Genomic DNA, 22264 nt, shown 5'->3' with positions numbered 1-22264 from the left:
GTGAGAGCGAGGAGGAACGCGTGGAGCCCGACCAGGACAGCGCCCGCGGTCTTGTCCAGCTCGAAGGCTATCTCCTGTGGAGTGCGGAGGTCGCGGACGCCCGAACCCGGGCATCGCGCTTCTCCGGGCAGTTGCCCTGGCTGACGACGGCCCAACGTGAGGACGTGGAACGCGCCTATGTCGCCGACCGGTTGGCCCTGTCCAGGGCGACGCTCGTCCATGTCTCGGAGCGCGCCGCCGAACTGCGCGAGGAGTACGCGGAGCGCTATCGGCGGCTCAGAACACGCTGTGTGGCGGCGGCCGTTCTGGCGGTGAGCACGGCGAGCGGCGCCTGCGCGGCGGTGACGCTCCTCGTCCGATGACGACAGGTACGGACGACGAGTACGGACGACGCGTACGCCTGTCCGGCACGGCTGTTGGACACGGCTGTCGGCGTGGTCGGTGTGGCGGGACGGCCCGGGAGCGGCAGAATCGGCCCATCGCACCTGGGAAGGAGCACCACCATGGCAACGCCTCTGACCGCCGCGAAACTCCTCAAAGCTCTCCGCGACGAGGGCCTGAAAGTTGTCGAGCACCGGAGCTGGCGTACGCATAACCGCAATCACAAGGGTCCGTGGGGACCACTGCACGGAGTGATGATCCATCACACCGTCACCTCGGGCACGGAGAGTTCGGTCGAGCTCTGCTACAACGGCCACTCGACGCTGCCGGGCCCGCTCTGCCACGGAGTGATCGCCAAGGACGGTTCGGTCCATCTCGTCGGCAACGGACGGGCCAACCACGCCGGGCTCGGCGACGACGAGGTCCTGCGCGCGGTGATCAACGAGTCGGCCCTGCCCGCCGACAACGAGGCCAACACCGACGGCAATCAGTACTTCTACGGCTTCGAGTGCGTCAATCTCGGCGACGGCAAAGACCCTTGGCCGGCCGCCCAGTTGGAGGCGATCGAGAAGGCCGCGGCGGCCATATGCCGTGCGCACGGCTGGAGTCACCGCTCCGTCATAGGACACTTGGAGTGGCAGCCCGGGAAGGTGGATCCGCGCGGCTTCACCATGGAATCGATGCGCGAGCGCATCAAGGACCGGCTCACCGCCGCCCCCACCACTCCTACCGAGCCGCCGAAGCCCCCGGCGTCCTACGAACCGTTCCCCGGAGCCGCCTTCTTCGCGGTCGGCCGGCGCAGCGCGATCATCACGGCGATGGGCAAACGGCTGGTGGCGGAGGGCTGTGGACGGTACGAGGTCGGGCCAGGACCGGCGTGGTCGGACGCCGACCGGACGTCGTACGCCGCCTGGCAGCGCAAGCTCGGCTATACGGGCAGTGACGCCGACGGCACGCCCGGCAAAACGAGCTGGGACAAGCTGAAGGTGCCCAACGTCTGATCCACCGGCCCACCGCCCGGACACGATCCGCCGCGCCCTGCCCGTCGATCCCGGGGCAATGTGCGGCGGATCCGTCTTTCCGCGGGCCGCTCAGGCCGACGGGATACGGGTGAACCGGCCCGCGATACGGAGGTCCGCCTCGATCGCCTCGGCCGTGCAACGCAGTTCGGGCAGCACCTCCCTCAGACAGCGCTCGACGCTACGGCGACTGCTGTGCATGGCGACATTGACCGCGGCCACCGCACGTCCCGTACGGTCGCGCACCGGTACGGCGAGGGAGCGCAGCCCTTCCTCCAACTCCTCGTCGACCAGGGCGTATCCCTCCCGTTCCACCCGCTCCAGCAGCGTGGCGAGCTCCGCAGGGCCGGTGACCGTACGCGGAGTCAGGGCCCTTAGCTCGGTGCGGGCGAGCCGGGCGACGCGCTCCGCCGGTGCCAGATCGGCGAGCAGCACCCGGCCCATCGAGGCCGCGTAGGCCGGAAAGCGGGTGCCCAGTGTGATGTTGACGCTCATGACACGGCCGGTGGCGACGCGCGCCGTGTACTGGATGTCGTCGCCGGTGAGCACCGCCAGCGACGCGGAGTCGTGCACCTTCTTGACGAGCGTGACGAGATGCGGTGTGGCGATGTCGGACAGTGTGGTGCGGGAGAGCGGCGGATAGCCGAGTGCCAGCACGCGCGGAGTGAGCCGGAAGGTCCGGTCCCGCGCGCTGACATAGCCGAGATGTTCGAAGGTGATCAGGGCGCGCCGGGCGGTCGCCCTGGCGAGTCCGGTGGCCTCGGCGACGGCGGAGAGCGTCAGCTCCGCCCGGCCCTCGCCGAAGGCGGTCAGTACGGTGAGGCCCCGGGCCAGGGACTCCAGGAACTCCGCACCGAGTTGCTGCTTGGAGGCGGTGGTCCAGTCGGCGAGCCCGGCCGGAGCCGCCGCCGGAGCCGTGCGGGCCTCGCGCAGCGCCCGTTCCATGGCGGCCACGGCCTCGCGTACCCGTGGCAGCAGCGCCCGGCGCAGCGAGTCGGCGCTGTGCCGGCTGGTGTGGCTGACCGCGCTGACGGCGCACAGGACAGAACCGTCCGGTCCGCGTACGGGCACGGCGAGCGCGATCAGTCCCGGCTCGATGAGCTGGTCGTCCAGCGCCCAGCCCTGCTCGGCCGCCTGCGCCGTACGCGTTTCGAAGCCGGCCTCGCCGTCGTCGGGACCGTCGCCGTCAGAACCACCGTCAGGACCGCCGCCGTCGGGACCTCGCGGTGGCACGGCGGGAAATCCGCGGTCCTCGGGATCGGCCGCCCGCCGCTCGCGCCACCGTACCCACGCGCGCTCGTCCCAGTCGGCGGCGAACAGCGGCCCGGGAGCGGTGCGTTCGGCCGGCAGCAGATCGCCGATACGGAAGGTCAGCGACATGGCACGGCGCCGCGTCGTCTGGTGTACGAAGCGGATGCCGTCGCGGTCGGGCACGGCCAGCGAGACCGACTCGTCCAGTTCCTCGGCGAGTTGTTCGGCGAGCGGACCGAGCAGTCCGGGAAGGCGGAGCGAGGCCAGATAGGCGTTGCCCAGCTCCATCAGACGTGGAGTCAGGACGGCGGAGTGGCCGTCCAGCCGGAGATATCCCATGCGCGCGAGCGTGGCGGCGATCCGGTCGGCGGTGGAGCGGGCGAGACCGGTCGTACGGACGAGATCGCTCAGGCTCGCCCGGCCGCCCGCGTCGCTGATCTCCCGCAGTACGGCGATCCCACGCATCAGCGGACCCACGGCCTCGGTAGGCACAACGGCCCCGGCGGGCACCGCGGAATCGGCGGGCGTCATGGCGGTCATCGGCTCTTCGGCTCCCCGGTACGGAATCGGCGGTACTCACCCGCAGGGCGTTGACACACATGCCCGGCACACGCACACTCAGGGCGAGCAGATAATGAACTGTAGTTCATCTGGCGAACGAAAGGAATCGTCCCGCCATGGACAAAGTCCGGCAGACCGCGGCCGAGGCGGTCGACGACATCGCGGACCACGCCTCGCTCGCCGTCGGCGGCTTCGGGTTGAGCGGAGTGCCCGGCACACTGATCGAGGCGGTGCACGCACAAGGCGTGGGCGGGCTGCGGGTGGTCTCCAACAACTGCGGAGTGGACGGCGAGGGCCTCGGCGTACTGCTCGCGGAGGGCCGGATCGCCCGTGTCATCGGCTCGTACATCGGCGAGAACAAGGAGTTCGCCCGTCAGTACCTCGGCGGCGAGCTGGAGGTCGAGCTGGTGCCTCAAGGCACGCTCGCCGAGCGGCTGCGGGCCGGCGGCTGCGGCATTCCCGCCTTCTACACACCGGCCGGTGTGGGCACCCAGGTCGCGGACGGCGGACTGCCCTGGCGCTATGCCCGGGACGGCTCGGTGGCCCTGCGCTCACCGGCCAAGGAGGTCCGGGTGTTCGACGGGCGCGAGTACGTCCTGGAGTACGGGATCACCACCGACTTCACGCTCGTACGGGCGGCCAAGGGCGACCGGCACGGCAATCTCGTCTTCAACAAGGCCGCCCGCAACTTCAATCCGCTCGCCGCGATGGCCGGGCGCGTGACGATCGCCGAGGTGGAGGAGCTGCTCGAACCGGGCGAGCTGGATCCCGACGCCGTCCATCTGCCCGGTGTGTTCGTCCAGCGCGTGGTGCCGCTCACTCCCGGGCAGGCCCGCGCCAAGCGTGTGGAGAAGCGGACGGTGAGGCTCTGATGGCCTGGACGCACGGAGAGATGGCCGCACGCGCGGCGGCCGAGCTGACCGACGGTTCCTATGTGAATCTCGGGATCGGGCTGCCCACGCTCATCCCCGGATTTCTTCCCGAGGGCGTCGATGTCGTCCTCCACTCGGAGAACGGACTCCTGGGCGTCGGCCCTTATCCGGCACCGGACGCGGTCGATCCCGATCTGATCAACGCGGGCAAGGAGACGGTCACCGCGCTCCCGGGCGCCGCGTACTTCGACTCCGCGCTCTCCTTCGGGATGATCCGCGGCGGCCATATCGACATCGCGGTGCTGGGCGCCATGCAGGTGTCGGCGGGCGGCGACCTCGCCAACTGGTCCGTTCCCGGCCGGATGATCCGTGGGATGGGCGGAGCCATGGACCTGATCCATGGCGCCCGCCGGGTGATCGTCCTGACGGACCACACGGCCAAGGACGGCTCGCCGAAGATCGTCCAGGAGTGCACCCTGCCGCTCACCGGCCGGGCGTGCGTCCACCGCGTCATCACCGATCTGGCGGTCCTCGACATCACCGAGGAGGGCCTGGTCCTTGTGGAGACCGCTCCCGGTGTCACTCCCGAGGAGGTACGGGCGAGGACGGCCGCGCCCGTCCGTATCCCTTCTCCCGCCGTCGTCCCTTCTCCCGCCGCCCTCTCCCCCGCCGTCAGCGGCTGACAACTCACGGAGCAGACATGTCCGACCGCCCGCGTGACGTATACGTGGTCGACGCCGTACGGACCCCGATCGGCCGGTACGGCGGCGCGCTGAGCGGTGTACGTCCCGACGATCTGGCCGCCGGAGTGCTGCGCGCCCTGGTGGCCCGTACGCCCGGTCTCGATCCGGCCCGGATCGACGATGTCTTCCTCGGCAACGCCAATGGCGCCGGCGAGGAGAACCGCGATGTCGCGCGGATGGCCGTCCTGCTCGCCGGGCTGCCGGTCACCGTGCCCGGCACGACCGTCAACCGGCTCTGCGGCTCCGGTATGGAGGCGGTGATCCAGGCGGCGCGCGCCATCGCGGTCGGCGATGCCTCGATCGCCGTGGCGGGCGGTGTCGAGTCGATGAGCCGCGCGCCCTGGGTGGTGCCCAAGCCGGAGCGCGCGCTCCCGGCCGGGCATCAGCAGATGTACTCGACCACGCTGGGCTGGCGGATGGTCAACCCGCGGATGCCCGAGGAGTGGACGGTCCCGCTCGGCGAGGGCGCCGAACTGGTCGCCGACCGGTACGGTATCGACCGCACCGCCCAGGACGCCTTCGCGCTGGCCAGCCATCAGAAGGCCGCGCGGGCCTGGCGGGACGGGCTGTACGACGGCGAGACCGTGCCGGTCGACGGGATCGTGTCGGCGCGTGACGAGTCCATCAGGGACGACACCTCGGACCGGGCGCTGGCCGGGCTGAAGCCTGTGTTCCGCGAGGGCGGTACCGTCACCGCGGGAAACTCCTCGCCGCTCAACGACGGCGCGGCGGCCCTGCTGCTCACCGACGAGGACGGGCTGCGGGCGACCGGACGCGAGCCGCTGGCCCGTATCGGCGCCTCGGCCGTCACCGGTATCGAGCCGCAGTACTTCGGCGCGGGACCGGTGGAGGCCGTGGAGCGCGCGCTGAAGAAGGCGGGCCGCGATCTCGCCGATGTACGGATGCTGGAACTCAACGAGGCGTTCGCCGCGCAGGCGCTCGCCTGTCTCGGCCAGTGGCCGGGACTGGATCCGGCGGTGGTCAATCCGCGCGGTGGCGCCATCGCCCTCGGCCATCCGCTCGGTGCCTCCGGCGCCCGGATCACCGGAGCCGTCGCCCATCAGCTCGCCGCCGCGGGCTCCGGCACCGGCCTCGCCACCCTGTGCATCGGCGTCGGGCAGGGCATGGCCCTGGTACTCGAAAGGTGATTCCGTGATCCCCGAGACTTCTGAGACACGCGACAGCTCCGAGACCACCGCGCGCTTCGAGACCACCGAACGCTCCAGGACTCCCGACGGCTCCGTACTTCTGACACAGCGTCATATCAGCGCGGAGATCGCCGCGGCCCACGAGGCGGTGGCCAAGGCCGTGGCCGACGGCGGGACTCCGCCCTCGCATCCCGCCCGTGACTTCGCTCCGTACCGCAGCAGTCTGCTGCGCCATCCCAAACAGCCGCTGGTCCCGGTGGGCGGAGACCCGGAGGCCGCCGAGCTGTACGGGCCCGTCTTCGGCGTCACCGATGTCACCGAACTCGACGCGGATCTCACCCGGCGGCACCAGGGCGAGCCGCTCGGCGAGCGGATCACCGTCACCGGGCGGGTGCTGGACCGGGCCGGACGGCCCGTACGCCATCAGCTCGTCGAGATCTGGCAGGCCAATGCCTCGGGCCGGTACGCGCATCTGCGCGACCAGCATCCCGCGCCGCTGGATCCTCATTTCACCGGTGTGGGACGGTGTCTGACGGATGATCAGGGAAGCTACGGATTCACCACCGTCAAGCCCGGCGCGTATCCCTGGCGCAATCACCGCAACGCCTGGCGGCCCGCGCACATCCACTTCTCGCTCTTCGGTACGGCCTTCACCCAGCGGCTGGTGACACAGATGTATTTTCCCGGTGATCCGCTCTTCCCGTACGACCCGATCCTCCAGTCCGTCACCGATCCGGCCGCGCGGGCCCGGCTGGTCGCCGCGTACGACCACGAGCTGTCCAGCCCGGAGTTCTCGCTCGGCTACCGCTGGGACATCGTGCTCGACGGTCCGGCCGCCACGCTGCCCGAGCCCCGTCAGGAAGGTGCGGACCAATGACACCGCGGCCCACGCCCACGCCCTCGCAGACCATCGGCCCGTTCTACGGCTATGCCCTGCCCTTCCCGGACGGTGGCCGGGTGGCACCCGCCGGGCATCCGGACACGCTCACCGTGTACGGATATGTGTACGACGGCGACGGCGTCCCGGTGCCCGACGCGCTCCTGGAGACCTGGCAGGCCGCTCCTGACGGCTCGCTCGCCGGGCGCCCGGGATCGCTCCGCCGCGATCCGGTCACCGGCGGCTTCCTCGGCCGCAACGGCGTTGACTTCACCGGCTTCGCCCGGGTGGCCACCGACGCGGACGGCCACTGGGCGGTCCGTACGCTCGCACCTCCGGCGGACCGGCCCTATCTGTCGGTGTGCGTCTTCGCGCGCGGGCTGACGCACCATCTCTTCACCCGCGCCTATCTGGCCGCTCCGGACTCCGACACGCTGCTGTCCGCGCTGCCGGAGGAGCGCCGTGCCACGCTGATCACCTATCAGGAGGCCGAGCGGCTCCACCGCTTCGACATCCGGCTACAGGGCGAGAAGGAGACGGTCTTCCTTGACTTCGACAGCTTCGACGGCCGCGACGCCTCCGGACGGTGAGCGATACGCGGACGGCGCCGGGCTGCTGGCGCCGGTACGGGCCGGTACCGCCGCCGAGACGGCCACCGGCGATCCGGCGATCCTGCGGGCGATGCTCGACGCCGAGGCCGCGCTGACCCGGGCCCAGGCCGCCGTGGGACTCGCCACCGGCCGCGCGGCACGGACGGTCACCGAGGCGGCCCGCGCCGACTGGTTCGACGTACGCTCGCTGGCCCTGCGCGGCCGGGCCGGCGGTAATCCGGTCATCCCACTGGTCGCCGATCTCACCCGGGCGGTGGCCGAACGGGAGCCGGAGGACGCCGAGTTCGTCCACCGCGGCGCCACCAGCCAGGACATCGTGGACACCGCGCTGATGCTGGTCGCCGCGAGAACACTGGATCTGATCACCGCCGATCTGGAGCGGAGCGCCGAGGCGCTCGGCGCGCTGGCGGCCGAGCACCGTGACACGCCGATGCCCGGACGTACGCTCACCCAGCACGCGGTGCCCACCACCTTCGGGCTGAAGGCGGCGGGTTGGCGGTCCCTGCTGCTCGACGCGCACGACCGGCTCTCGGCCGTCCGGTCCTCGCTGCCCGCGCAGCTCGGCGGCGCGGCGGGCACACTCGCGGCCTTCCATGCCTTCGAGGCGCATCACGCCGAAGGCGCGGCGGCGGACCGGGACGCGGAACAGGCCCGGGAGCGGGACGCGGGCCAGGTCCGGGAGCGGGCCCGGGACGGTGATGTGGGGCTGGCGCTGGCAGCGGCCTTCGCCCGGGAGCTGGGCCTCGCCGAGCCGCCGCTGCCCTGGCATGTGCTGCGTACGCCGATCGCCGACCTCGGCGGCGCGCTCGCCTTCTGCGCGGGCGCCCTGGGAAAGATCGCCGCCGATGTGCTGACGCTCTCGCGCACCGAGATCGGCGAGCTCGCCGAGGGAACGGGCGGCGCCTCCTCCGCCATGCCGCACAAGCGCAATCCCGTACGGGCGGCTCTGATCGCCTCCGCCGCGCGCCAGGTACCCGCGCTCGCGGCCGTCCTCTTCGGTTCCATGGCCGCCGAGGACGAGCGCCCGGCCGGGGCCTGGCACGCCGAGTGGGGACCTCTGCTGGACGCGCTGCGGCTGACCGGCGGTGCGGCCGAGATGGCGGCCGGGCTCTGTACCGGACTACGGGTCTTCCCTGACCGGATGCGTACGGATCTGGACCTGACCGGCGGTCTGCTGCTCACCGAGCGGCTCGCCGCCCGGCTCACTCCACTGCTCGGCCGTGAGGCCGCGGCGCGGCTGCTGGCCACCGCGTCCCGGCGCGCCATGGAGCAGGGCATCGACCTGGCCCGGACGCTGGCGGAGGATCCGGAGCTGAGCGCGCTGCTCCCGGCCGAAAGCCTGCGTGAACTCACCGATCCGGCAGGCTCTCTCGGCTCCGCCGCCGCGCTCACCGACCGCGCGCTACGACGCCGTCCGCGCCCGGCCCGGGGCCCGGCTCGGCGCCCGACCGACCTGGACCCCGGCGAGGACTTCGGCCGGGACTCCGGGCAGGAATCCGGCCGGGACCGCGACCTGGCCTCCGACCGGGACTCCCGTCAGGACCACGGTCAGGATCTGCCATGACTCCGCTGCTCCACCATCGCGCCGAGGGCCCGGCCGACGCGCCGGTGCTGATCCTCGGTCCCTCACTCGGCACCTCGCTCGCCGTCTGGGAGCCACAGGCGCCCGCCCTCGCACAGCGGTTCCGGGTGGTGCGCTGGGATCTGCCCGGCCATGGCCGCTCCTCCGCCGCACTGCTCCCGGCCGGTTCGACCGTGGCCGGCCTCGGGCGTCTCGTACTGGACCTCGCCGACTCGCTCGGCGCGGAGACCTTCGCGTACGCGGGCATCTCGCTGGGCGGCGCGGTCGGCACCTGGCTCGCCGCGCGCCGTCCTCGGCGTGTCACCTCGCTCGCCCTGGTCTGCTCCTCGGCGCACTTCGGCGGTCCCGGGCCATGGCGGGAGCGCGCCGAGAAGGTCCGCGCGGAGGGCACCGGGCCGCTGGCCGCCACCGCGCCCGCGCGCTGGTTCACGCCGGACTTCACGGCCGAGGCCGTGGCGGCGCTGGTCGCCGATCACCGTTCCGTCGATCCCGAGGGATACGCCGTCTGCTGCGAGGTGCTCGCCGCGCTCGATCTACGGGACGAACTCGCCCGGATCGGCGCGCCGACGCTGGTCGTCGCCGGCCGTGACGATCCGGCCACACCACCCGCGCACGCCCGTGAGCTCGCCGACGGTATCCCCGAGGCACGGCTCGTCGAACTGCCGCACGCCGCCCATCTCGCGGGTGTCGAGCAACCGCGCGCCGTGCTCGACGCCCTGCTGGCCCATCTCGGCCGGCCGGGCCACGGAACGGTCTGACGCGGACCGCCGTCGGAATCGCCGGCGCCGGCCCGACCGGTCCGACCGGTCCGGCACCTGACTGCGCCACAAACCGCACTCATACCATCACTCGGAGCGACCAGATTTGGTGGTGGCGTCGCGCATTCCGGGTCGAGGCGGGCAAGACTGCCTGCGTTTTACCGAACCCTCGACCCAAGGAGTCTTTGCATGCGGTCCATCGCAAGAGGTCTGGCGCTGACGGCCACCGCACTGGCGTTCACCACGCTGCCCGGCACCGGCGCGGCGAGCGCGGCACAGATCGGCGCGGAGAGTCTGTACGCGCCGTCCGCCCTGGTGCTCGGCATCACCGCCGGAGACAGCGCCACGACCGGTACGGTGCTGCGCGCCGTGACACTGAACTGCGCGCCCACCTCGTCGGGCACACATCCGGACGCGACCGGCGCCTGTGCGGAACTGCGCGCCACCCGGGCCCAGTTGGACACCATCACCACCCGGGGCTCACGCGCCGTGTGCAGCAAGGAGTGGAATCCGGTGACCGTGACGGCGGAGGGTGTCTGGGAAGGCAAGCGCTTCTCGTACGCCCACACCTTCGGCAATCCGTGCGCCAAGGACAGCGGAAGCGGCGCGGTCTTCAGCTTCTGATCCCACGGCACCCTGATCTCACGGAATCTGATCCAACGGAATCTGATCCCACGGAACCGAATGTCCGGAGCCGGGCACCCGGCCGCGACGTGCTCCCGTCCCCGTACCGCTCACCGGGCGGCGGGAGCCGCCGCGAGCAGGGCCTGTACCACCCGCCGCTCTGGCACTCTTGACCGGCTCATGTCATGCCCGCAGGATGGCCCCGGACGGCCCGACTTCATCCAACCCGCACAGGGCGCGTCGCAGCAGCACCCCCCACGACTCCACACCCGGGAGACTTCATGCGGCTCCGAACACGCGCAAGCGGCAGCACCGGGCGCAGACGGACAGCGACCCTGGCCGCCCTGCTGACCCTGGCTCTTGGCATCACCGCCACGGCCACCAACGCCGATTCCACTCCTCCGTCCGCCGCCGCCAGGGCCAAGGCGGCCGACGAGGAGATCAGGCAGTACGAGATCCAGATGCACGCCACCTCCGCGACGCGTACCGCGCTCGCCAGGACCGGTGTGACGATCGACGAGTCGGACAGCGAGACCGTGGTCGTCTCCGCCGATCCCGCGCAGGCGAAGAAGCTCCGCGCGCTCGGCTACGAGCCCACACCGCTGGGCGCCGTGCCCGACCGCAGCCTCGACGGTGTCATCGAGCCGTTCGACTTTCCCTCCGCCGACTCCAAGTACCACAACTACGCGGAGATGACGAGCGAGATCAGCAGTGTCATCTCGGCGTACCCCAACCTGGTGAGCCAGCGGGTGATCGGCACCTCGTACCAGGGCCGGAACATCGTCGCCCTCAAGATCAGCGACAATGTCGCCACCGACGAGAACGAGCCCGAGGTTCTCTTCACCCACCATCAGCACGCGCGTGAGCACCTCACCGTGGAGATGGCGCTGTATCTGCTCAAGGAGCTGACCTCCGACTACGGCACCGACTCACGGGTCACCAACCTGGTCAACAGCCGTGAGATCTGGATCGTCCCGGACCTCAACCCGGACGGCGGTGAGTACGACGTCGCCACCGGCTCGTACCGGAGCTGGCGCAAGAACCGCCAGCCCAACTCGGGCTCCAGCGCGATCGGTACGGACCTCAACCGCAACTGGGCGTACCGGTGGGGCTGCTGCGGCGGCTCCTCCAGCAGCCCGTCCTCGGACACCTACCGGGGCAGCGCGGGTGAGTCCGCGCCCGAGGTGAAGGTCGTGGCGAACTTCGTACGCAGCCGGGTCATCGGCGGTGTGCAGCAGATCAAGGCCGGGATCGACTTCCACACCTACAGCGAGCTGGTGCTCTGGCCCTTCGGCTACACCACCGCGGACACCACGACCGGTATGACGCTGGACGACCGCAACGCCTTCGCGACCGTCGGCCAGAAGATGGCCGCGAGCAACGGCTACACGCCCGAGCAGGCCAGTGATCTCTACATCACGGACGGCTCGATCGACGACTGGCTGTGGGGCACGTACAAGATCTTCTCGTACACCTTCGAGATGTATCCGTCGTCGAGTTCGGGCGGCGGCTTCTACCCGCCCGACGAGGTGATCGACCGCGAGACGAGCAGAAACCGCGACGCGGTGTTCCAGCTCCTGGAGAACGCGGACTGCATGTACCGCTCCATCGGCAAGCAGGCGCAGTACTGCTGATCCCGATCCGGCGCGGTAGGAACGAAGGGACGCCCTCGCCGCCGGCGAGGGCGTCCACGTACCGCCCACCGATTCCGTACCACCCGGCTGTTCCATGGCCCGGGAAGCCGGGAGTCAGGAAAGCACGACCAGTTCACGGTTGGTCCGGTTGAGCCGCTCGCCGCCGTTCTCGGTGCAGATGACGATGTCCTCGATCCTGGCTCCGTAACGGTCGGGCAGATAGATGCCCGGCTCGACGGAGAAGGCCATCCCGGGCTCCAGCGGAAGCTGATTGCCCGCCACGATGTAGGGCTCCTCATGGCTCTCCAGTCCGATGCCATGACCGGTCCGGTGGATGAAGTACGCGCCGTAGCCGGCCTCGGCGATCAGATCGCGGCCGATGGCGTCCAGTTCATGGGCGCGCAGGCCGGGCCGTACGGCGTCGGTCTGGGCGCGCTGGGCGCGCAGCAGCACCTCGTACGCGCGGCGGAACTCCTCGGGCGGCTCGCCCAGCGCGTAGACACGGGTGGAGTCGGAGCAGTAGCCCTCCTCGGTGGTGCCGCCGATGTCGACGACCACCGGATCGCCCGCCTCGATCAGCCGGTCGGACAGCTCATGGTGCGGGCTGGCGCTGTGCGGTCCTGAGCCGACGATCACGAAGTCCACCCGGACATGCCCTTCGGCGATGATCGCGTCGGCGATGTCCCGGCCCACCTCGCGCTCGGTACGGCCCGGGCGCAGCCACTCGCCCATCCGGGAGTGCACCCGGTCGATCGCCGCTCCGGCGCGCCGCAGCGCCTCGGCCTCCGCCGGGGACTTACGGGCCCGCAGCGCGTACAGCACATCACCCGCGAGCACCTGTTCGGCACCGGGCAGCGCGGCCCGGAAGGCCAGCGACTTCTCGGTCCACATCCGATTGTCGAGGGCCACGCGGTTCAGGGCGCGCGGCAGCCGCGCGGCGATCAGGGCGTACGGATCGTCGGTCTCGTTCCAGCCGGTGATCTCGATTCCGAGCCGCCCGGCGGGCGAGGCCTGGGCGGCGGGCTTTTCCAGGGCCGGTACGACGAGGAACGGCTCGCCGTCGACGGGCAGGACCAGGCAGGTGAGCCGCTCCAGCGGATGTGCGTCATAGCCGGTGAGATAGCGCAGATCGGCGCCGGGCGAGACCAGCAGGGCGTCGATCCCGGCGGCGGACGCGGCCTCTCTGGCCCGGTCGAGTCGGTCTGCCTGCAAGTTTGCCGTGGTCATCAGCGGGCCTTCCGGGACGGTCGAGAAACCTCTGGACGATGCGTCGTTGGGACGGCCGGAGCCGGCCAAGATCCTGGCCGAGCGTATCGGCGTCTCCCGGCTGCCCGCGGGACGGGGCGCAGGACCGGGCGCAAGGCCGGGCACGGGACCAGGCGCAGGACCGGGGCGCGGCCGGTGTGCATGGGGCCCGGCGCGGGCTCGGCCCGGCGTCGGCTCAGGAGAGGCGCGCGGTCGGCGGGGCCGGGGTGCCGCTGAAGCAGGGGGCGCTTCGATGTGTTCGATGACAGGACCGTGTGCGCCAAGCGCCGGGAGGATGCGCCTTCACAGGGCCGGCGGTGGCGGCAAGTCTGTAGGCGAGGGTGCTCATGGGCCCACTGGTCCCGGAGAGCACCGTGTCTCACAGAGGTGGAGGGTGTCTGCGGCGGGCGGCTCCGCCGGCCGACCGGCCGCGCCGTACGGCGGCCCGACCGGCCGAGCCGTGTGAGCCCCGCCCTTTCCAGTCCGTCCTCAGTACGCCAGTCCGTCCTCGGTACGCCAGTCCGTCCTCAGCGCGGCCGATCGCCGTGCGTCCACGCGTCATGCGGGAGCCCGACATGCTGTACGAAACCGCCTCTGCCACGGCCGAAGTGAACACCGTCCGTGGACCCGTGCCGGTCGGCGGGCTGGGCCAGGTCCTGATGCACGAGCACATCTTCGTCCTCAATCCCGAGTTCATCACCAACCATCCCGACCGCGCCGGGTTCCATGAGGCCGAGGCCGTGCCACAGGCGGTCCGGCGGCTGACGGAGCTCGCCGCCACGGGCGTCTCCACCATCGTCGACCCGACGGTGATCGGTCTCGGCCGCCATATCCCGAGGATCCAGAAGGTCGCCGAGCGCGTGGACCTCAATATCGTCGTGGCGACCGGGCTCTACACCTACGAGGACGTCCCGCACTTTCTGAGTCTGCGCGGTCCCGGCACACTGCTCGGCGGTGACGAGCCTCTGGTGGAGATGTTCGTCGCCGACATCACCGACGGCATCGCGTACACCGGAGTGAAGGCCGGCATCCTCAAGTGCGCGACCGACGCGCCCGGTGTGACTCCCGGTGTGGAGCGGGTCCTGCGGGCGGTCGCCCAGGCGCACCGGGCCACCGGCGTACCGATCCTCACGCACACCCACGCGCAGACCCGGCGTGGTATCGAGCAGCAGGACGTGTTCGCCGCCGAGGGCGTCGATCTGACGCGGGTGGTCATCGGTCACTGCGGTGACACCGCCGATCTGGACTATCTGATGTCGATCGCCGACCGTGGCTCCTTCCTCGGTATGGACCGCTTCGGTCTCGACGTACTGCTGCCGTTCGAACAGCGGGTGGAGACCGTCGCCGCGTTATGCGCGCGCGGCTACACGGACCGGATCGTGCTCGCGCACGACGCCTCCTGCTATCTCGACTGGCTGCCGATGCGCGATCTGCCCGTCCTCCTGCCGAACTGGCACTATCTGCATATCTTCCGGGAGGTACTGCCCGCGCTGCGTCGGCGGGGAGTCACCGAGGAGCAGATCACCACCATGCTGGTCGACAACCCGAGACGGATCCTCGAATGCCGAGGCGCGTACTGACGGGCTGACGAGCTGACGGGCTCCGGAAGCGCGCGAGGTCATCGACTTCCGGTGACAGGCCCGGTGGACGGAGACAGATAGGCACGGCAGTCGCGCCCGTCCGGCAGATCCGGCAGGCGCCGGAGCCGCCAGCCGTGCGTGTACGACGGTGGCTCGTCCTTTCCCGCCACCACGACGGCCACCGGCCGTTCGCGGGCGGCTACGAGAAGCCCCTCCGGAGTGATGCTCGCGTCATGACCGCCGGTCTGCCTCGACGCGCAGCCCGTGCGGAAGGCGATACGGACGGCCTCCGCACCGCTGATCGCACAGGGCGGCCGGACGCCCTGACGGTCCAGCTCCGCCGCCACGCGCCCGAACGCCACCCGGACGGCGCGACTGCGGGCGGCGACACCGTCGAGTACCGCGTACTGGATCGCGAGATGCCCGGTCAGCGCCACCGCGAGGACGCTCATCACCAGCAGGCGCGGACGCCCGGAGCCGCCGATCCGTGCGGATCTGACGAGCCATACCAGACACACCGCCACCGGAAGCGCGAGCAGCGCGTAGGCAGGGAGCAGGAAGCGCGGCGCGGCGTAGTCGATCAGCAGCAGATACGGGACCGCCAGCGCGAGACCGGTCAGTGTCGGCACCAGAACGGCGGCCCGTCGCCGCAGGCGGAAGCCGACCAGCACACCGCCCGCGGTGAGCAGCGGAAGGACCACCCACCACACGGCGGTGACCGGCCGGCGCCACGGCACATCGCAGGGACGGCACAGCAACCGCCCGTCGAGCGCGCGCAGATGGTCGCCGAAGGCGAGATGCCAGCCCATGTCTCCCTGGATCTCGCTCGCCCGGCGCAGACGCGCGAGGAGACCTCCGTACGCGGTGTACGCCTCGATGACCCACGGCGCACAGCCGAGCACCGTGCCCGCCGCGAGCGTCAGCAGCAGGACGGGCCGTCGCCATGCCCCGACCAGCAGTGTGGCGGCGGCCGGCGACAGGGCGAGCCAGAGGGCGTCGGAAGGGCGCATCAGCGCGACGAACGCCACTCCCGCGCCGAGCCCGGCCAGGGCGCGGCGGTCGGACCGGTCGCGCGCGGCCCGCAGGAAGCAGCCGACCGTGAAGAGCGCGCCGAGCGCGACCCAGAGGTTGGGCATGACCTGCGGACCGTAGACCACGGTGATCCACAGCCCGGCGAACAGCGCGCCCGCGACGGCGAGTACCGGTACGGGCAGCAGCCTCCGCCACACCAGGAGCGCGCAGAAAAGGCCGGCGCCCGAGAGCAGCGCCAGATAGATACGCAGTACGCCGACGGACGAGGTCAGCAAGGTGACGGGCGCGACGAGGAAGGTGATGCCACGGGCGCGCGGCGCGCTGAAGAACGCGGCCTCCGCGTCCCGGGCGACCTGGCTGACGTACACCGTCTCGTCCCAGCCGAGCCCCGATCCGGGCACGAAGAGCGTGAGTTGGACGAGTGTGTAGACGCCCGCGACGGCGGCCAGCAGACCGAGCTCACGGGCGCTCGCCCGGTCTCCCCGGGGCCGGGACTCCTTCCCTTGTGGGCCGGACGCCACGGCCGAGATCTCTGCCATACGCACCACGCTGCATCCGCGCCGCCCGCGCCACCATCGGGACACGGCACCCGGAGGACGGGACGGCGGCGGAGCGGGACGGCGGCAGGGCGGGCGCAGGAATCTCAGCCACGCCAGGAATATATGAACATGTCTTCATTTCTCATCGCTAGGATGGACGGCATGGGCCATGGAGTCGACGCCACCAACACCGCCACCACCCGCGAACGCCTGGACACCGTAGGGACGGCCGATGTCGCCGCGACCCTCCAGGCCCTGGCCACTCCCTCCCGGCTGCGGATCCTCGCCCGCCTCCAGGAAGGCTCGTGCGCGGCGGGCGAACTCGCCGAGGCCGTCGGGATGGAACAGTCCGCCTGCTCCCATCAGCTCCGTCTGCTGCGCAATCTCGGACTGGTCACCGGTGAGCGCCAGGGCCGCTCGATCATCTACGCCCTCTACGACCACCATGTCGCCGAGCTTCTCGACCAGGCCCTCTACCATGTGGAGCATCTGCGGCTGGGACTGCGCGACGCCGCTCCGGCCGAGGCGGTACCGACCGAGAGCGGCTGATCCCGCACATACGAAACCCGCCCCGAGAGGCGGGTTTCGCCGTCACACACGGACCGCGCACACGGATCACGCGTACGGACCACGCGCACAGATCGCGCGTACGGATCAGTCGGGCGCCGGCAGGAAACCGGGCAGCCGTGTCCCCAGCGAGAGTGCCTCCGCCCTGCGGCGGACCAGATCCGCGACCGCCAGGTCGAGAACGCCCAGACCGAACGGCGAGAAGACGGTGATCCGGTCCTCGGAGCGCGGGCCCGCGTCCGGATCCGCGAGGACGGCGCCGATCGGCGCCTGGATGAAGTCGCGACCGCCGGTCCGCTGCTCGGCGAGATGGAGCGAGGTCGCCTCACGGCAGACATGGTCGGCGTCGTCCACCACATTGACCGCCGCCAGAACGGAGTCCGCGGTGAGATCCCGCAGGGAGAGATGGAGCACCAGCGTGCCGGGACGGCAGGCGTCGGTGGTCAGATACGGTGTGGCGGCCGTGGTGGCAAGGCTGACCAGACGGTGCGCGGCGAGTGCCTCGTCCGCCGAGCCGGCCGAGGAGACCTTCAGATCGGGCCACTGTCCGGCGCAGCGGTCGGCGAACGAGCGCGCGCGGTCCTGGTCCAGATCGAACAGCGTGACCTCCGCCAGATCCGGCAGAGCCGTCCGCAGAAAGCGGAGCACCTCAAAGTTGATCACGCCGCAGCCGACCAGGGAGACACCGGTGTCGGGTGTCCGCGCCGCGAGCGTGGCGGCGGCCAGTGCGGCGCTCGCCGCGGTGCGCCGCGCCGAGATCACGGAGCCCTCCACAAACGCCTCGGGCATTCCGGTGGCCATCGAGTTCATGATGATCGCCGCCGACGCGCGCCGCAGACCGGCCGCGACATTGCCAGGGAACGAGGAGACCCACTTGACTCCGGCCACCGGCGTCTCGGCGCCCAGATAGCCGGGCAGTCCGATGATCCGGTTGCGCCGGTCGTCGGGAAAACGCAGGAACACCGAGTGCGGCAGCGCCGTACGGCCCTGGTCGTGCAGCACATAGGCCCGGCGGACCACTTCCAGGACATCCTTCTCAGCGCCGTCGAGGACCTGGTGTACGTCCTCGGCTCCCAGGATCAGCATGGCGCCACCTCCGACTGGGACATCTCGGTCTCGGACATCTCGGACTTCTTCTCCTTCCACAGGTGTGACACATCACCGAAGTGACGAGTGACCCAGTCGTCGTTGTAGATCGTGTCGAGATACCGCTCGCCACGGTCGGGCAGGATCAGCGCAACGTTCGAGCCCGCCGGGATACGCCCGCTCATGGCGCCGAGGGCCGCGATCAGCGCGCCCGTCGAGCCGCCGGCGAGGATGGCCTCGCGGGAGGCGAGCCTGCGGCAGCCGACCACACAGTCCAGATCGGCGACATGGACGACCTCGTCGGCCAGACCGTCGCGGTAGAGGCCGGGACGCACCGCCGCGCCATGGCCGGGGATCAGCCGTGGGCCCGGAGGATTGCCGAAGATGGCGCTGCCCTCGGCGTCCACCGCGACCACGGTCACCGGCAGCCGGTGCTCCCGTACATACTCGGCGCAGCCGCGCAGGGTGCCGCATGAACTGGTCGCGCAGAAGAGGTAGTCGAGTCCGCCGGGAAGGCTCTCGACTATCTCTCCCATGGTGTTCTGATGGGCCCGCGGATTGAGCGGATTGGAGTACTGGTCGGGCCAGTACGCGTGCCGGATCAGGCTGGTGAGTTCACGGATCCGGCGGATACGGACCGGAAGGTACTCGCCGGTCGCCGGATCGGTCTCCCGTACGACCTCCACCTCGGCGCCCAGCGCCCGCATGATCGCCACGTTCTGCTGGTTGGTCCGGGGATCGACGACGCAGATGAACCGGATTCCGTAGTACGCGCACACCTGGGCGAGGCCGATGCCCAGATTGCCGGAGCTGGACTCGACCACGACCGAACGACCGGGAACGATCCGGCCGTCGCGGATGCCCTCGCGCAGCATCTCCAGCGCGGACCGGTCCTTCATACTGCCGCCGGGATTGTGCGCCTCCAGCTTGGCGTAGGTACGGAACGGCCTGGACGGGTCGAGCCTGACGAGTTCGACCAGCGGCGTGGCTCCGATGGTCCCGAGCACTCCCGCGGTTCCGGGCGCTCCGGTGGGTCGTACGGATCCGGTGTCAAACGCCAGCATGACTCGTCCCCGTCCCGGGGAGTCGCGGTCCGAGCATCGTGCGAAACACGGTTGTTCCTCCTTGGCAGTGCATCGGGGCAGTGCATCGGTCTTGTCAGGAATCCACCGAGTCAGCGGTGCTCCGCCGTACCGAGCGGGAGAAGGTCGCGGCACAGGCCAGCAGGACCATCCAGACCGCGAGGGCGGCGGCGGCCCGCTGCGGCCCGACCGCGTCCAGCAGCAGTCCGCCGACGAGCGCGCCGATGGGCAGGGCTCCGGCGGACAGCATGCTGGTCGCCGCGAGGACACGGCCGCGCAGCCGGTCCGGTGTGATGGCGAGCTGATAGCTGCCGACCGCGACATTCCAGACGGGCCCGACGAACCACATCGCCGCGTAGGCGACCGTGAGGACCACGAGATGGTCGGCGTACACGATGACGCCCATCAGCAGCGCCCAGACCCAGTTCGCCCCGATCACCAGGGCGGCCAGCGAGAATCTGCGGCCGAACCAGGTGGCGGTGAGCGAGCCGAGTACGCCGCCGGCTCCGGCGGCGCCGATCATGATGCCGATCCCGGCCGAGGAGGCCCCGGCGGCGGTGGCCATCACGATGACGATCAGAAACAGAGCGCGGAAGAGGAAGTTGCTCCCCGCGACCAGCAGAGTGGTGGCCCGTACGAACGGCTGGTCCTTGAGCCAGACCAGCCCTTCCCAGACCTGGGAGGCCATCCCGCCGCTGCGCCGGGTGGTCCGTTCCGCCTCGAAGTCCTTGCGTACGAGCAGCAGACCGACCAGCGCCACCAGATAGGACACGGCGTCGAGCAGGAACGGTACGGAGCGTCCCACGCCGAAGAGGATGCCTCCCAGCGGCGTACCGAGCATGGTGGCCGCCCGGCCGCGTGCCTCGTTGCGCGAGAGCGCCTGGCGCAGCTGGCCCGGGCCGACGACATTCGGGACGGCCGCGTGCGCGGCCAGTCCGTAGAACACGGACAAGGTGCCTTCGGCGAATCCGACGATCAGGATGTGCGTCAGGCGCAGTTCGCCGAGGACCATCGCCGCCACGATGCTCGCGGCGCCGAGGCAGCGCAGTACGTCGCACCAGATCATCAGCCGTTTACGGTTCCAGCGGTCGACCAGCGCACCGGCCGGAAGCTGGAACAGCAGGGTGGGCAGCAGGGCGAAGAAGCCGGCGATGCCCGCGTCGGACGCCGAGCCGGTCAGGGCGAGTACGAGCAGCGGATAGGCGACCGTGGAGGCGGTCGAGCCGACGATGGAGACGGCCGAGCCGCTCCACAGCAGCATGAAGTCACGGTTGCGGTGGAGCGGTGTCACCGGGCCGTCGGGCGGCGACTTGGCGACGGTGGTCATCGCGTATCGCCTCCCGCGGTGGCCGGTACTCGCCCTTCGGCGTACCGGCCCGGCAGACCTCGTTCGTGGGTCCTTGGCATATTCATCAGTCAGGCACCTCGGCCAGCAGGGTCCGGTACGGGTACGGCGGTCAGGGCGGGCAGGACAGGCAAAGTGGCTCAGGCCTGGACGGCGCCGTCCATCTCGCGGCGCAGGCTGAGCGGGCGCATGTCGGTCCAGACGGTGCCGATATGGGCCAGGCAGTCCGCCCGGCTGCCCTGCGTGCCCTCCGCGTGCCATCCGAGCGGCAGGGCCCGGTCGACGGGCCAGAGGGAGTACTGCTCCTCGTCGTTCACGACGACCTGGTGCATACGCTCGTCGGTGTGTTCCTCGGCCATGGCGGCCCTCCTCGGCTTCACGGTCGCGTCATGGACGCCACGTGATCGGTGGCGACGGAAGCGAGCCTGCCGGTGGTCCGGCGCGGCTTGCAGAGAAGAAAGCGCAGAGTGGCGGGCGTACGCGCTGCCGACAGTGCTGCCGCTTGTTCTCTCGTTCGGGCGCGGCCCGCCGCTGAGGCTGAGGCGCATGACTGTGAACTCATCCGCACCCCAGGCCCCGCCCGCCCGCGCGGATTCCGGGCGGTGGTCCGTCGCCGAGCCTCCCGGACCGGGCCCCGAGCCGCGCCCCGAAGCGATCGCCGAGCCGACCGCCGAGCCGACCGCCGGTACACGATCCACTCTGCCGTTCGTCGTGCCGGCCGGGACGCCGGGCACGCCGGTGGCCGAATTCCTGCCGGAGGCCCGCCCGTTCATCCGCCGACGGCTGCGCGAGCACGGCGCGGTCCTGCTCCGCGGATTCGACATCGGCGGTGTCGAGGGCTTCGAGGACGTCGTACGGGCCGTGTCGGGCGAGCCGCTCGCCTACGCGGAGCGCTCCTCGCCGCGCAGCACCATCAAAGGGCAGGTCTACACCTCGACGGACTATCCGCCGAGCGAGGAGATCTTCCTGCACAACGAGAACTCCTACCAGGCCACTTGGCCGATGACACTGTTCTTCTACTGCGTACGGCCTCCGGAGACCCTGGGCTCGACGCCGCTCGCCGACACCCGCCGGGTGCTGCGTGCCATCGATCCCGCCGTACGCGAGGAGTTCGCGGCCCGTGGCTGGATGGTGGTGCGCAACTTCATCGAGGGCTTCGGTGTGCCCTGGCAGCAGGCGTTCAACACCGACGACCGCGACGAGGTGGCCCGTTACTGCGCGCGCAACGGTGTGGAGGTCGAGTGGACGGGCGCCGACGGGCTGCGCACCAGGGCCCGCCGCAAGGCCGTGCACACGCATCCCGTCACCGGTGAGGAGGTGTGGTTCAACCACCTCTCGTTCTTCCATGTGACCACGCTGGCCGAGGAGATCTGCTCGGGCCTGCGGGAGATGTTCGCCGAGGACGAGCTGCCGACCAACACCTTCTACGGCGACGGCGAGCGCATCCCCGACGACATCGTCGCCCATCTGCGCAGCTGCTACCGCGCCGAGCTGCGGCGCTTCGACTGGCAGCGCGACGATGTGCTGCTGGTGGACAACATGCTGGCGTCGCACGCGCGTGAGCCGTTCACCGGCCCGCGCAAGATCGCCGTGGCCATGGCCGAGCCCTCGGACGCCGTCTCCCCCTCGGACGCCGTCCCCGCACCGGCGTAAGCGCGGCGAAGTCCCTTGGCGGAGCGTCCCGCTCCGTATCACCGGGTGTCCTCATCCCGGTCCCATGAACCCTA

The 22264-nt window shown here is 70.8% G+C and carries 21 protein-coding genes; 14 read left to right on the top strand and 7 right to left on the bottom strand.

What is annotated here, in order from left to right; genetic code table 11:
• The first annotated feature begins 20 nt into the window (after positions 1–20).
• Positions 21–362: a hypothetical protein gene (locus tag ACFV6H_RS31475; RefSeq protein ID WP_385549069.1), complete on the top strand. Its 342-nt coding sequence runs from the start codon at positions 21–23 to the stop codon at positions 360–362.
• Positions 363–503: 141 nt separating this feature from the next.
• Entirely contained in the window at positions 504–1382 is an 879-nt protein-coding gene (locus tag ACFV6H_RS31470; RefSeq protein WP_385549066.1) for a peptidoglycan-binding protein, read from the top strand.
• 90 nt (positions 1383–1472) lie between these two features.
• On the opposite strand, the gene ACFV6H_RS31465 is transcribed toward ACFV6H_RS31470, so the two are convergent.
• Positions 1473–3182, bottom strand: coding sequence for an IclR family transcriptional regulator C-terminal domain-containing protein (locus ACFV6H_RS31465; protein ID WP_385549279.1), 1710 nt, complete (start codon positions 3180–3182; stop codon positions 1473–1475).
• A 146-nt stretch (positions 3183–3328) separates the two neighbouring features.
• Here ACFV6H_RS31465 and ACFV6H_RS31460 point away from each other — a divergent pair, with 146 nt between their 5' ends.
• The 9 genes from ACFV6H_RS31460 to ACFV6H_RS31420 all read left to right on the top strand — a co-directional run bounded on the left by ACFV6H_RS31460 (position 3329) and on the right by ACFV6H_RS31420 (position 12061).
• Positions 3329–4084, top strand: a complete 756-nt coding sequence (locus tag ACFV6H_RS31460; RefSeq protein ID WP_385549063.1) for a CoA transferase subunit A — start codon at positions 3329–3331, stop codon at positions 4082–4084.
• Complete coding sequence (locus ACFV6H_RS31455) at positions 4084–4767, top strand: CoA transferase subunit B (protein WP_385549060.1); 684 nt, start codon at positions 4084–4086, stop codon at positions 4765–4767. The genes ACFV6H_RS31460 and ACFV6H_RS31455 overlap by 1 nt, the downstream gene beginning before the upstream one ends.
• 17 nt (positions 4768–4784) lie before the next feature.
• Positions 4785–5975 (top strand): thiolase family protein, encoded by a 1191-nt coding sequence (locus tag ACFV6H_RS31450; RefSeq protein ID WP_385549057.1) that lies wholly within the window; start codon positions 4785–4787, stop codon positions 5973–5975.
• A gap of 100 nt (positions 5976–6075) precedes the next feature.
• A complete protein-coding gene (gene pcaH / locus ACFV6H_RS31445; RefSeq protein ID WP_385549276.1) occupies positions 6076–6852 on the top strand; it encodes a protocatechuate 3,4-dioxygenase subunit beta in 777 nt (258 codons plus the stop codon).
• Entirely contained in the window at positions 6849–7442 is a 594-nt protein-coding gene (gene pcaG, locus ACFV6H_RS31440; protein WP_385549054.1) for a protocatechuate 3,4-dioxygenase subunit alpha, read from the top strand. Before pcaH ends, pcaG begins: the two co-directional genes overlap by 4 nt.
• Positions 7399–9027 carry a 3-carboxy-cis,cis-muconate cycloisomerase gene (gene pcaB, locus ACFV6H_RS31435; RefSeq protein ID WP_385549051.1) on the top strand — a complete coding sequence of 543 codons (1629 nt, stop codon included), beginning with the start codon at positions 7399–7401 and terminating at the stop codon, positions 9025–9027. The genes pcaG and pcaB overlap by 44 nt, the downstream gene beginning before the upstream one ends.
• On the top strand, positions 9024–9803 hold the full coding sequence (gene pcaD / locus ACFV6H_RS31430) for a 3-oxoadipate enol-lactonase (RefSeq protein ID WP_385549048.1): 780 nt from the start codon (positions 9024–9026) through the stop codon (positions 9801–9803). Before pcaB ends, pcaD begins: the two co-directional genes overlap by 4 nt.
• Before the next feature lie 189 nt (positions 9804–9992).
• The gene (locus tag ACFV6H_RS31425) at positions 9993–10427 is read left to right on the top strand and encodes an SSI family serine proteinase inhibitor (RefSeq protein ID WP_093603535.1); all 435 of its coding nucleotides are present in this window, start codon (positions 9993–9995) and stop codon (positions 10425–10427) included.
• 281 nt (positions 10428–10708) lie between these two features.
• Positions 10709–12061 (top strand): M14 family metallopeptidase, encoded by a 1353-nt coding sequence (locus ACFV6H_RS31420; protein WP_385549044.1) that lies wholly within the window; start codon positions 10709–10711, stop codon positions 12059–12061.
• Between the two features lie 114 nt (positions 12062–12175).
• Here the strand turns inward: ACFV6H_RS31420 and ACFV6H_RS31415 are convergent, their stop codons facing one another.
• The gene (locus tag ACFV6H_RS31415) at positions 12176–13288 is read right to left on the bottom strand and encodes a M24 family metallopeptidase (RefSeq protein WP_385549041.1); all 1113 of its coding nucleotides are present in this window, start codon (positions 13286–13288) and stop codon (positions 12176–12178) included.
• 593 nt (positions 13289–13881) lie between these two features.
• On the opposite strand from ACFV6H_RS31415, the gene ACFV6H_RS31410 reads away from it, so the two are divergent.
• Positions 13882–14886: a phosphotriesterase gene (locus tag ACFV6H_RS31410; protein ID WP_385549038.1), complete on the top strand. Its 1005-nt coding sequence runs from the start codon at positions 13882–13884 to the stop codon at positions 14884–14886.
• A 38-nt stretch (positions 14887–14924) separates the two neighbouring features.
• Here ACFV6H_RS31410 and ACFV6H_RS31405 read toward each other — a convergent pair whose 3' ends face one another.
• A complete protein-coding gene (locus ACFV6H_RS31405) occupies positions 14925–16457 on the bottom strand; it encodes a hypothetical protein (RefSeq protein ID WP_385549035.1) in 1533 nt (510 codons plus the stop codon).
• Positions 16458–16619: 162 nt separating this feature from the next.
• On the opposite strand from ACFV6H_RS31405, the gene ACFV6H_RS31400 reads away from it, so the two are divergent.
• The gene (locus ACFV6H_RS31400; RefSeq protein ID WP_093589267.1) at positions 16620–17006 is read left to right on the top strand and encodes a metalloregulator ArsR/SmtB family transcription factor; all 387 of its coding nucleotides are present in this window, start codon (positions 16620–16622) and stop codon (positions 17004–17006) included.
• 105 nt (positions 17007–17111) lie between these two features.
• On the opposite strand, the gene sbnB is transcribed toward ACFV6H_RS31400, so the two are convergent.
• The 4 genes from sbnB to ACFV6H_RS31380 all read right to left on the bottom strand — a co-directional run bounded on the left by sbnB (position 17112) and on the right by ACFV6H_RS31380 (position 20896).
• Positions 17112–18110, bottom strand: coding sequence for a 2,3-diaminopropionate biosynthesis protein SbnB (sbnB, locus tag ACFV6H_RS31395; RefSeq protein WP_385549032.1), 999 nt, complete (start codon positions 18108–18110; stop codon positions 17112–17114).
• Positions 18104–19174 (bottom strand): 2,3-diaminopropionate biosynthesis protein SbnA, encoded by a 1071-nt coding sequence (gene sbnA / locus ACFV6H_RS31390; protein WP_385549029.1) that lies wholly within the window; start codon positions 19172–19174, stop codon positions 18104–18106. Before sbnA ends, sbnB begins: the two co-directional genes overlap by 7 nt.
• A 94-nt stretch (positions 19175–19268) precedes the next feature.
• Positions 19269–20519, bottom strand: coding sequence for an MFS transporter (locus ACFV6H_RS31385; RefSeq protein ID WP_385549026.1), 1251 nt, complete (start codon positions 20517–20519; stop codon positions 19269–19271).
• A 158-nt stretch (positions 20520–20677) separates the two neighbouring features.
• A complete protein-coding gene (locus ACFV6H_RS31380) occupies positions 20678–20896 on the bottom strand; it encodes an MbtH family protein (protein WP_384790069.1) in 219 nt (72 codons plus the stop codon).
• 187 nt (positions 20897–21083) lie between these two features.
• Here ACFV6H_RS31380 and ACFV6H_RS31375 point away from each other — a divergent pair, with 187 nt between their 5' ends.
• Positions 21084–22190: a TauD/TfdA family dioxygenase gene (locus ACFV6H_RS31375; RefSeq protein WP_385549022.1), complete on the top strand. Its 1107-nt coding sequence runs from the start codon at positions 21084–21086 to the stop codon at positions 22188–22190.
• Positions 22191–22264: the final 74 nt, after the last annotated feature.

Source organism: Streptomyces sp. NPDC059743 (assembly GCF_042732975.1).
Classification (GTDB): Bacteria; Actinomycetota; Actinomycetes; order Streptomycetales; family Streptomycetaceae; genus Streptomyces.
This window is presented reverse-complemented; position numbering and strand designations above follow the sequence as displayed.

Bases quoted from the DNA above. Each gene is read 5' to 3' on its own strand.
- ACFV6H_RS31400 (WP_093589267.1), top strand. From the start codon at position 16,620: ATGGGCCATGGAGTCGACGCCACCAACACCGCCACCACCCGCGAACGC.
- ACFV6H_RS31470 (WP_385549066.1), top strand. From the start codon at position 504: ATGGCAACGCCTCTGACCGCCGCGAAACTCCTCAAAGCTCTCCGCGAC.
- ACFV6H_RS31420 (WP_385549044.1), top strand. From the start codon at position 10,709: ATGCGGCTCCGAACACGCGCAAGCGGCAGCACCGGGCGCAGACGGACA.
- sbnB (WP_385549032.1), bottom strand. From the start codon at position 18,110: ATGCTGATCCTGGGAGCCGAGGACGTACACCAGGTCCTCGACGGCGCT.
- ACFV6H_RS31415 (WP_385549041.1), bottom strand. From the start codon at position 13,288: ATGACCACGGCAAACTTGCAGGCAGACCGACTCGACCGGGCCAGAGAG.
- ACFV6H_RS31385 (WP_385549026.1), bottom strand. From the start codon at position 20,519: ATGACCACCGTCGCCAAGTCGCCGCCCGACGGCCCGGTGACACCGCTC.
- ACFV6H_RS31375 (WP_385549022.1), top strand. From the start codon at position 21,084: ATGACTGTGAACTCATCCGCACCCCAGGCCCCGCCCGCCCGCGCGGAT.
- pcaD (WP_385549048.1), top strand. From the start codon at position 9,024: ATGACTCCGCTGCTCCACCATCGCGCCGAGGGCCCGGCCGACGCGCCG.
- ACFV6H_RS31450 (WP_385549057.1), top strand. From the start codon at position 4,785: ATGTCCGACCGCCCGCGTGACGTATACGTGGTCGACGCCGTACGGACC.
- ACFV6H_RS31455 (WP_385549060.1), top strand. From the start codon at position 4,084: ATGGCCTGGACGCACGGAGAGATGGCCGCACGCGCGGCGGCCGAGCTG.
- ACFV6H_RS31405 (WP_385549035.1), bottom strand. From the start codon at position 16,457: ATGGCAGAGATCTCGGCCGTGGCGTCCGGCCCACAAGGGAAGGAGTCC.
- ACFV6H_RS31380 (WP_384790069.1), bottom strand. From the start codon at position 20,896: ATGGCCGAGGAACACACCGACGAGCGTATGCACCAGGTCGTCGTGAAC.
- ACFV6H_RS31410 (WP_385549038.1), top strand. From the start codon at position 13,882: ATGCTGTACGAAACCGCCTCTGCCACGGCCGAAGTGAACACCGTCCGT.
- ACFV6H_RS31460 (WP_385549063.1), top strand. From the start codon at position 3,329: ATGGACAAAGTCCGGCAGACCGCGGCCGAGGCGGTCGACGACATCGCG.
- ACFV6H_RS31465 (WP_385549279.1), bottom strand. From the start codon at position 3,182: ATGACGCCCGCCGATTCCGCGGTGCCCGCCGGGGCCGTTGTGCCTACC.
- sbnA (WP_385549029.1), bottom strand. From the start codon at position 19,174: ATGCTGGCGTTTGACACCGGATCCGTACGACCCACCGGAGCGCCCGGA.
- pcaG (WP_385549054.1), top strand. From the start codon at position 6,849: ATGACACCGCGGCCCACGCCCACGCCCTCGCAGACCATCGGCCCGTTC.
- ACFV6H_RS31425 (WP_093603535.1), top strand. From the start codon at position 9,993: ATGCGGTCCATCGCAAGAGGTCTGGCGCTGACGGCCACCGCACTGGCG.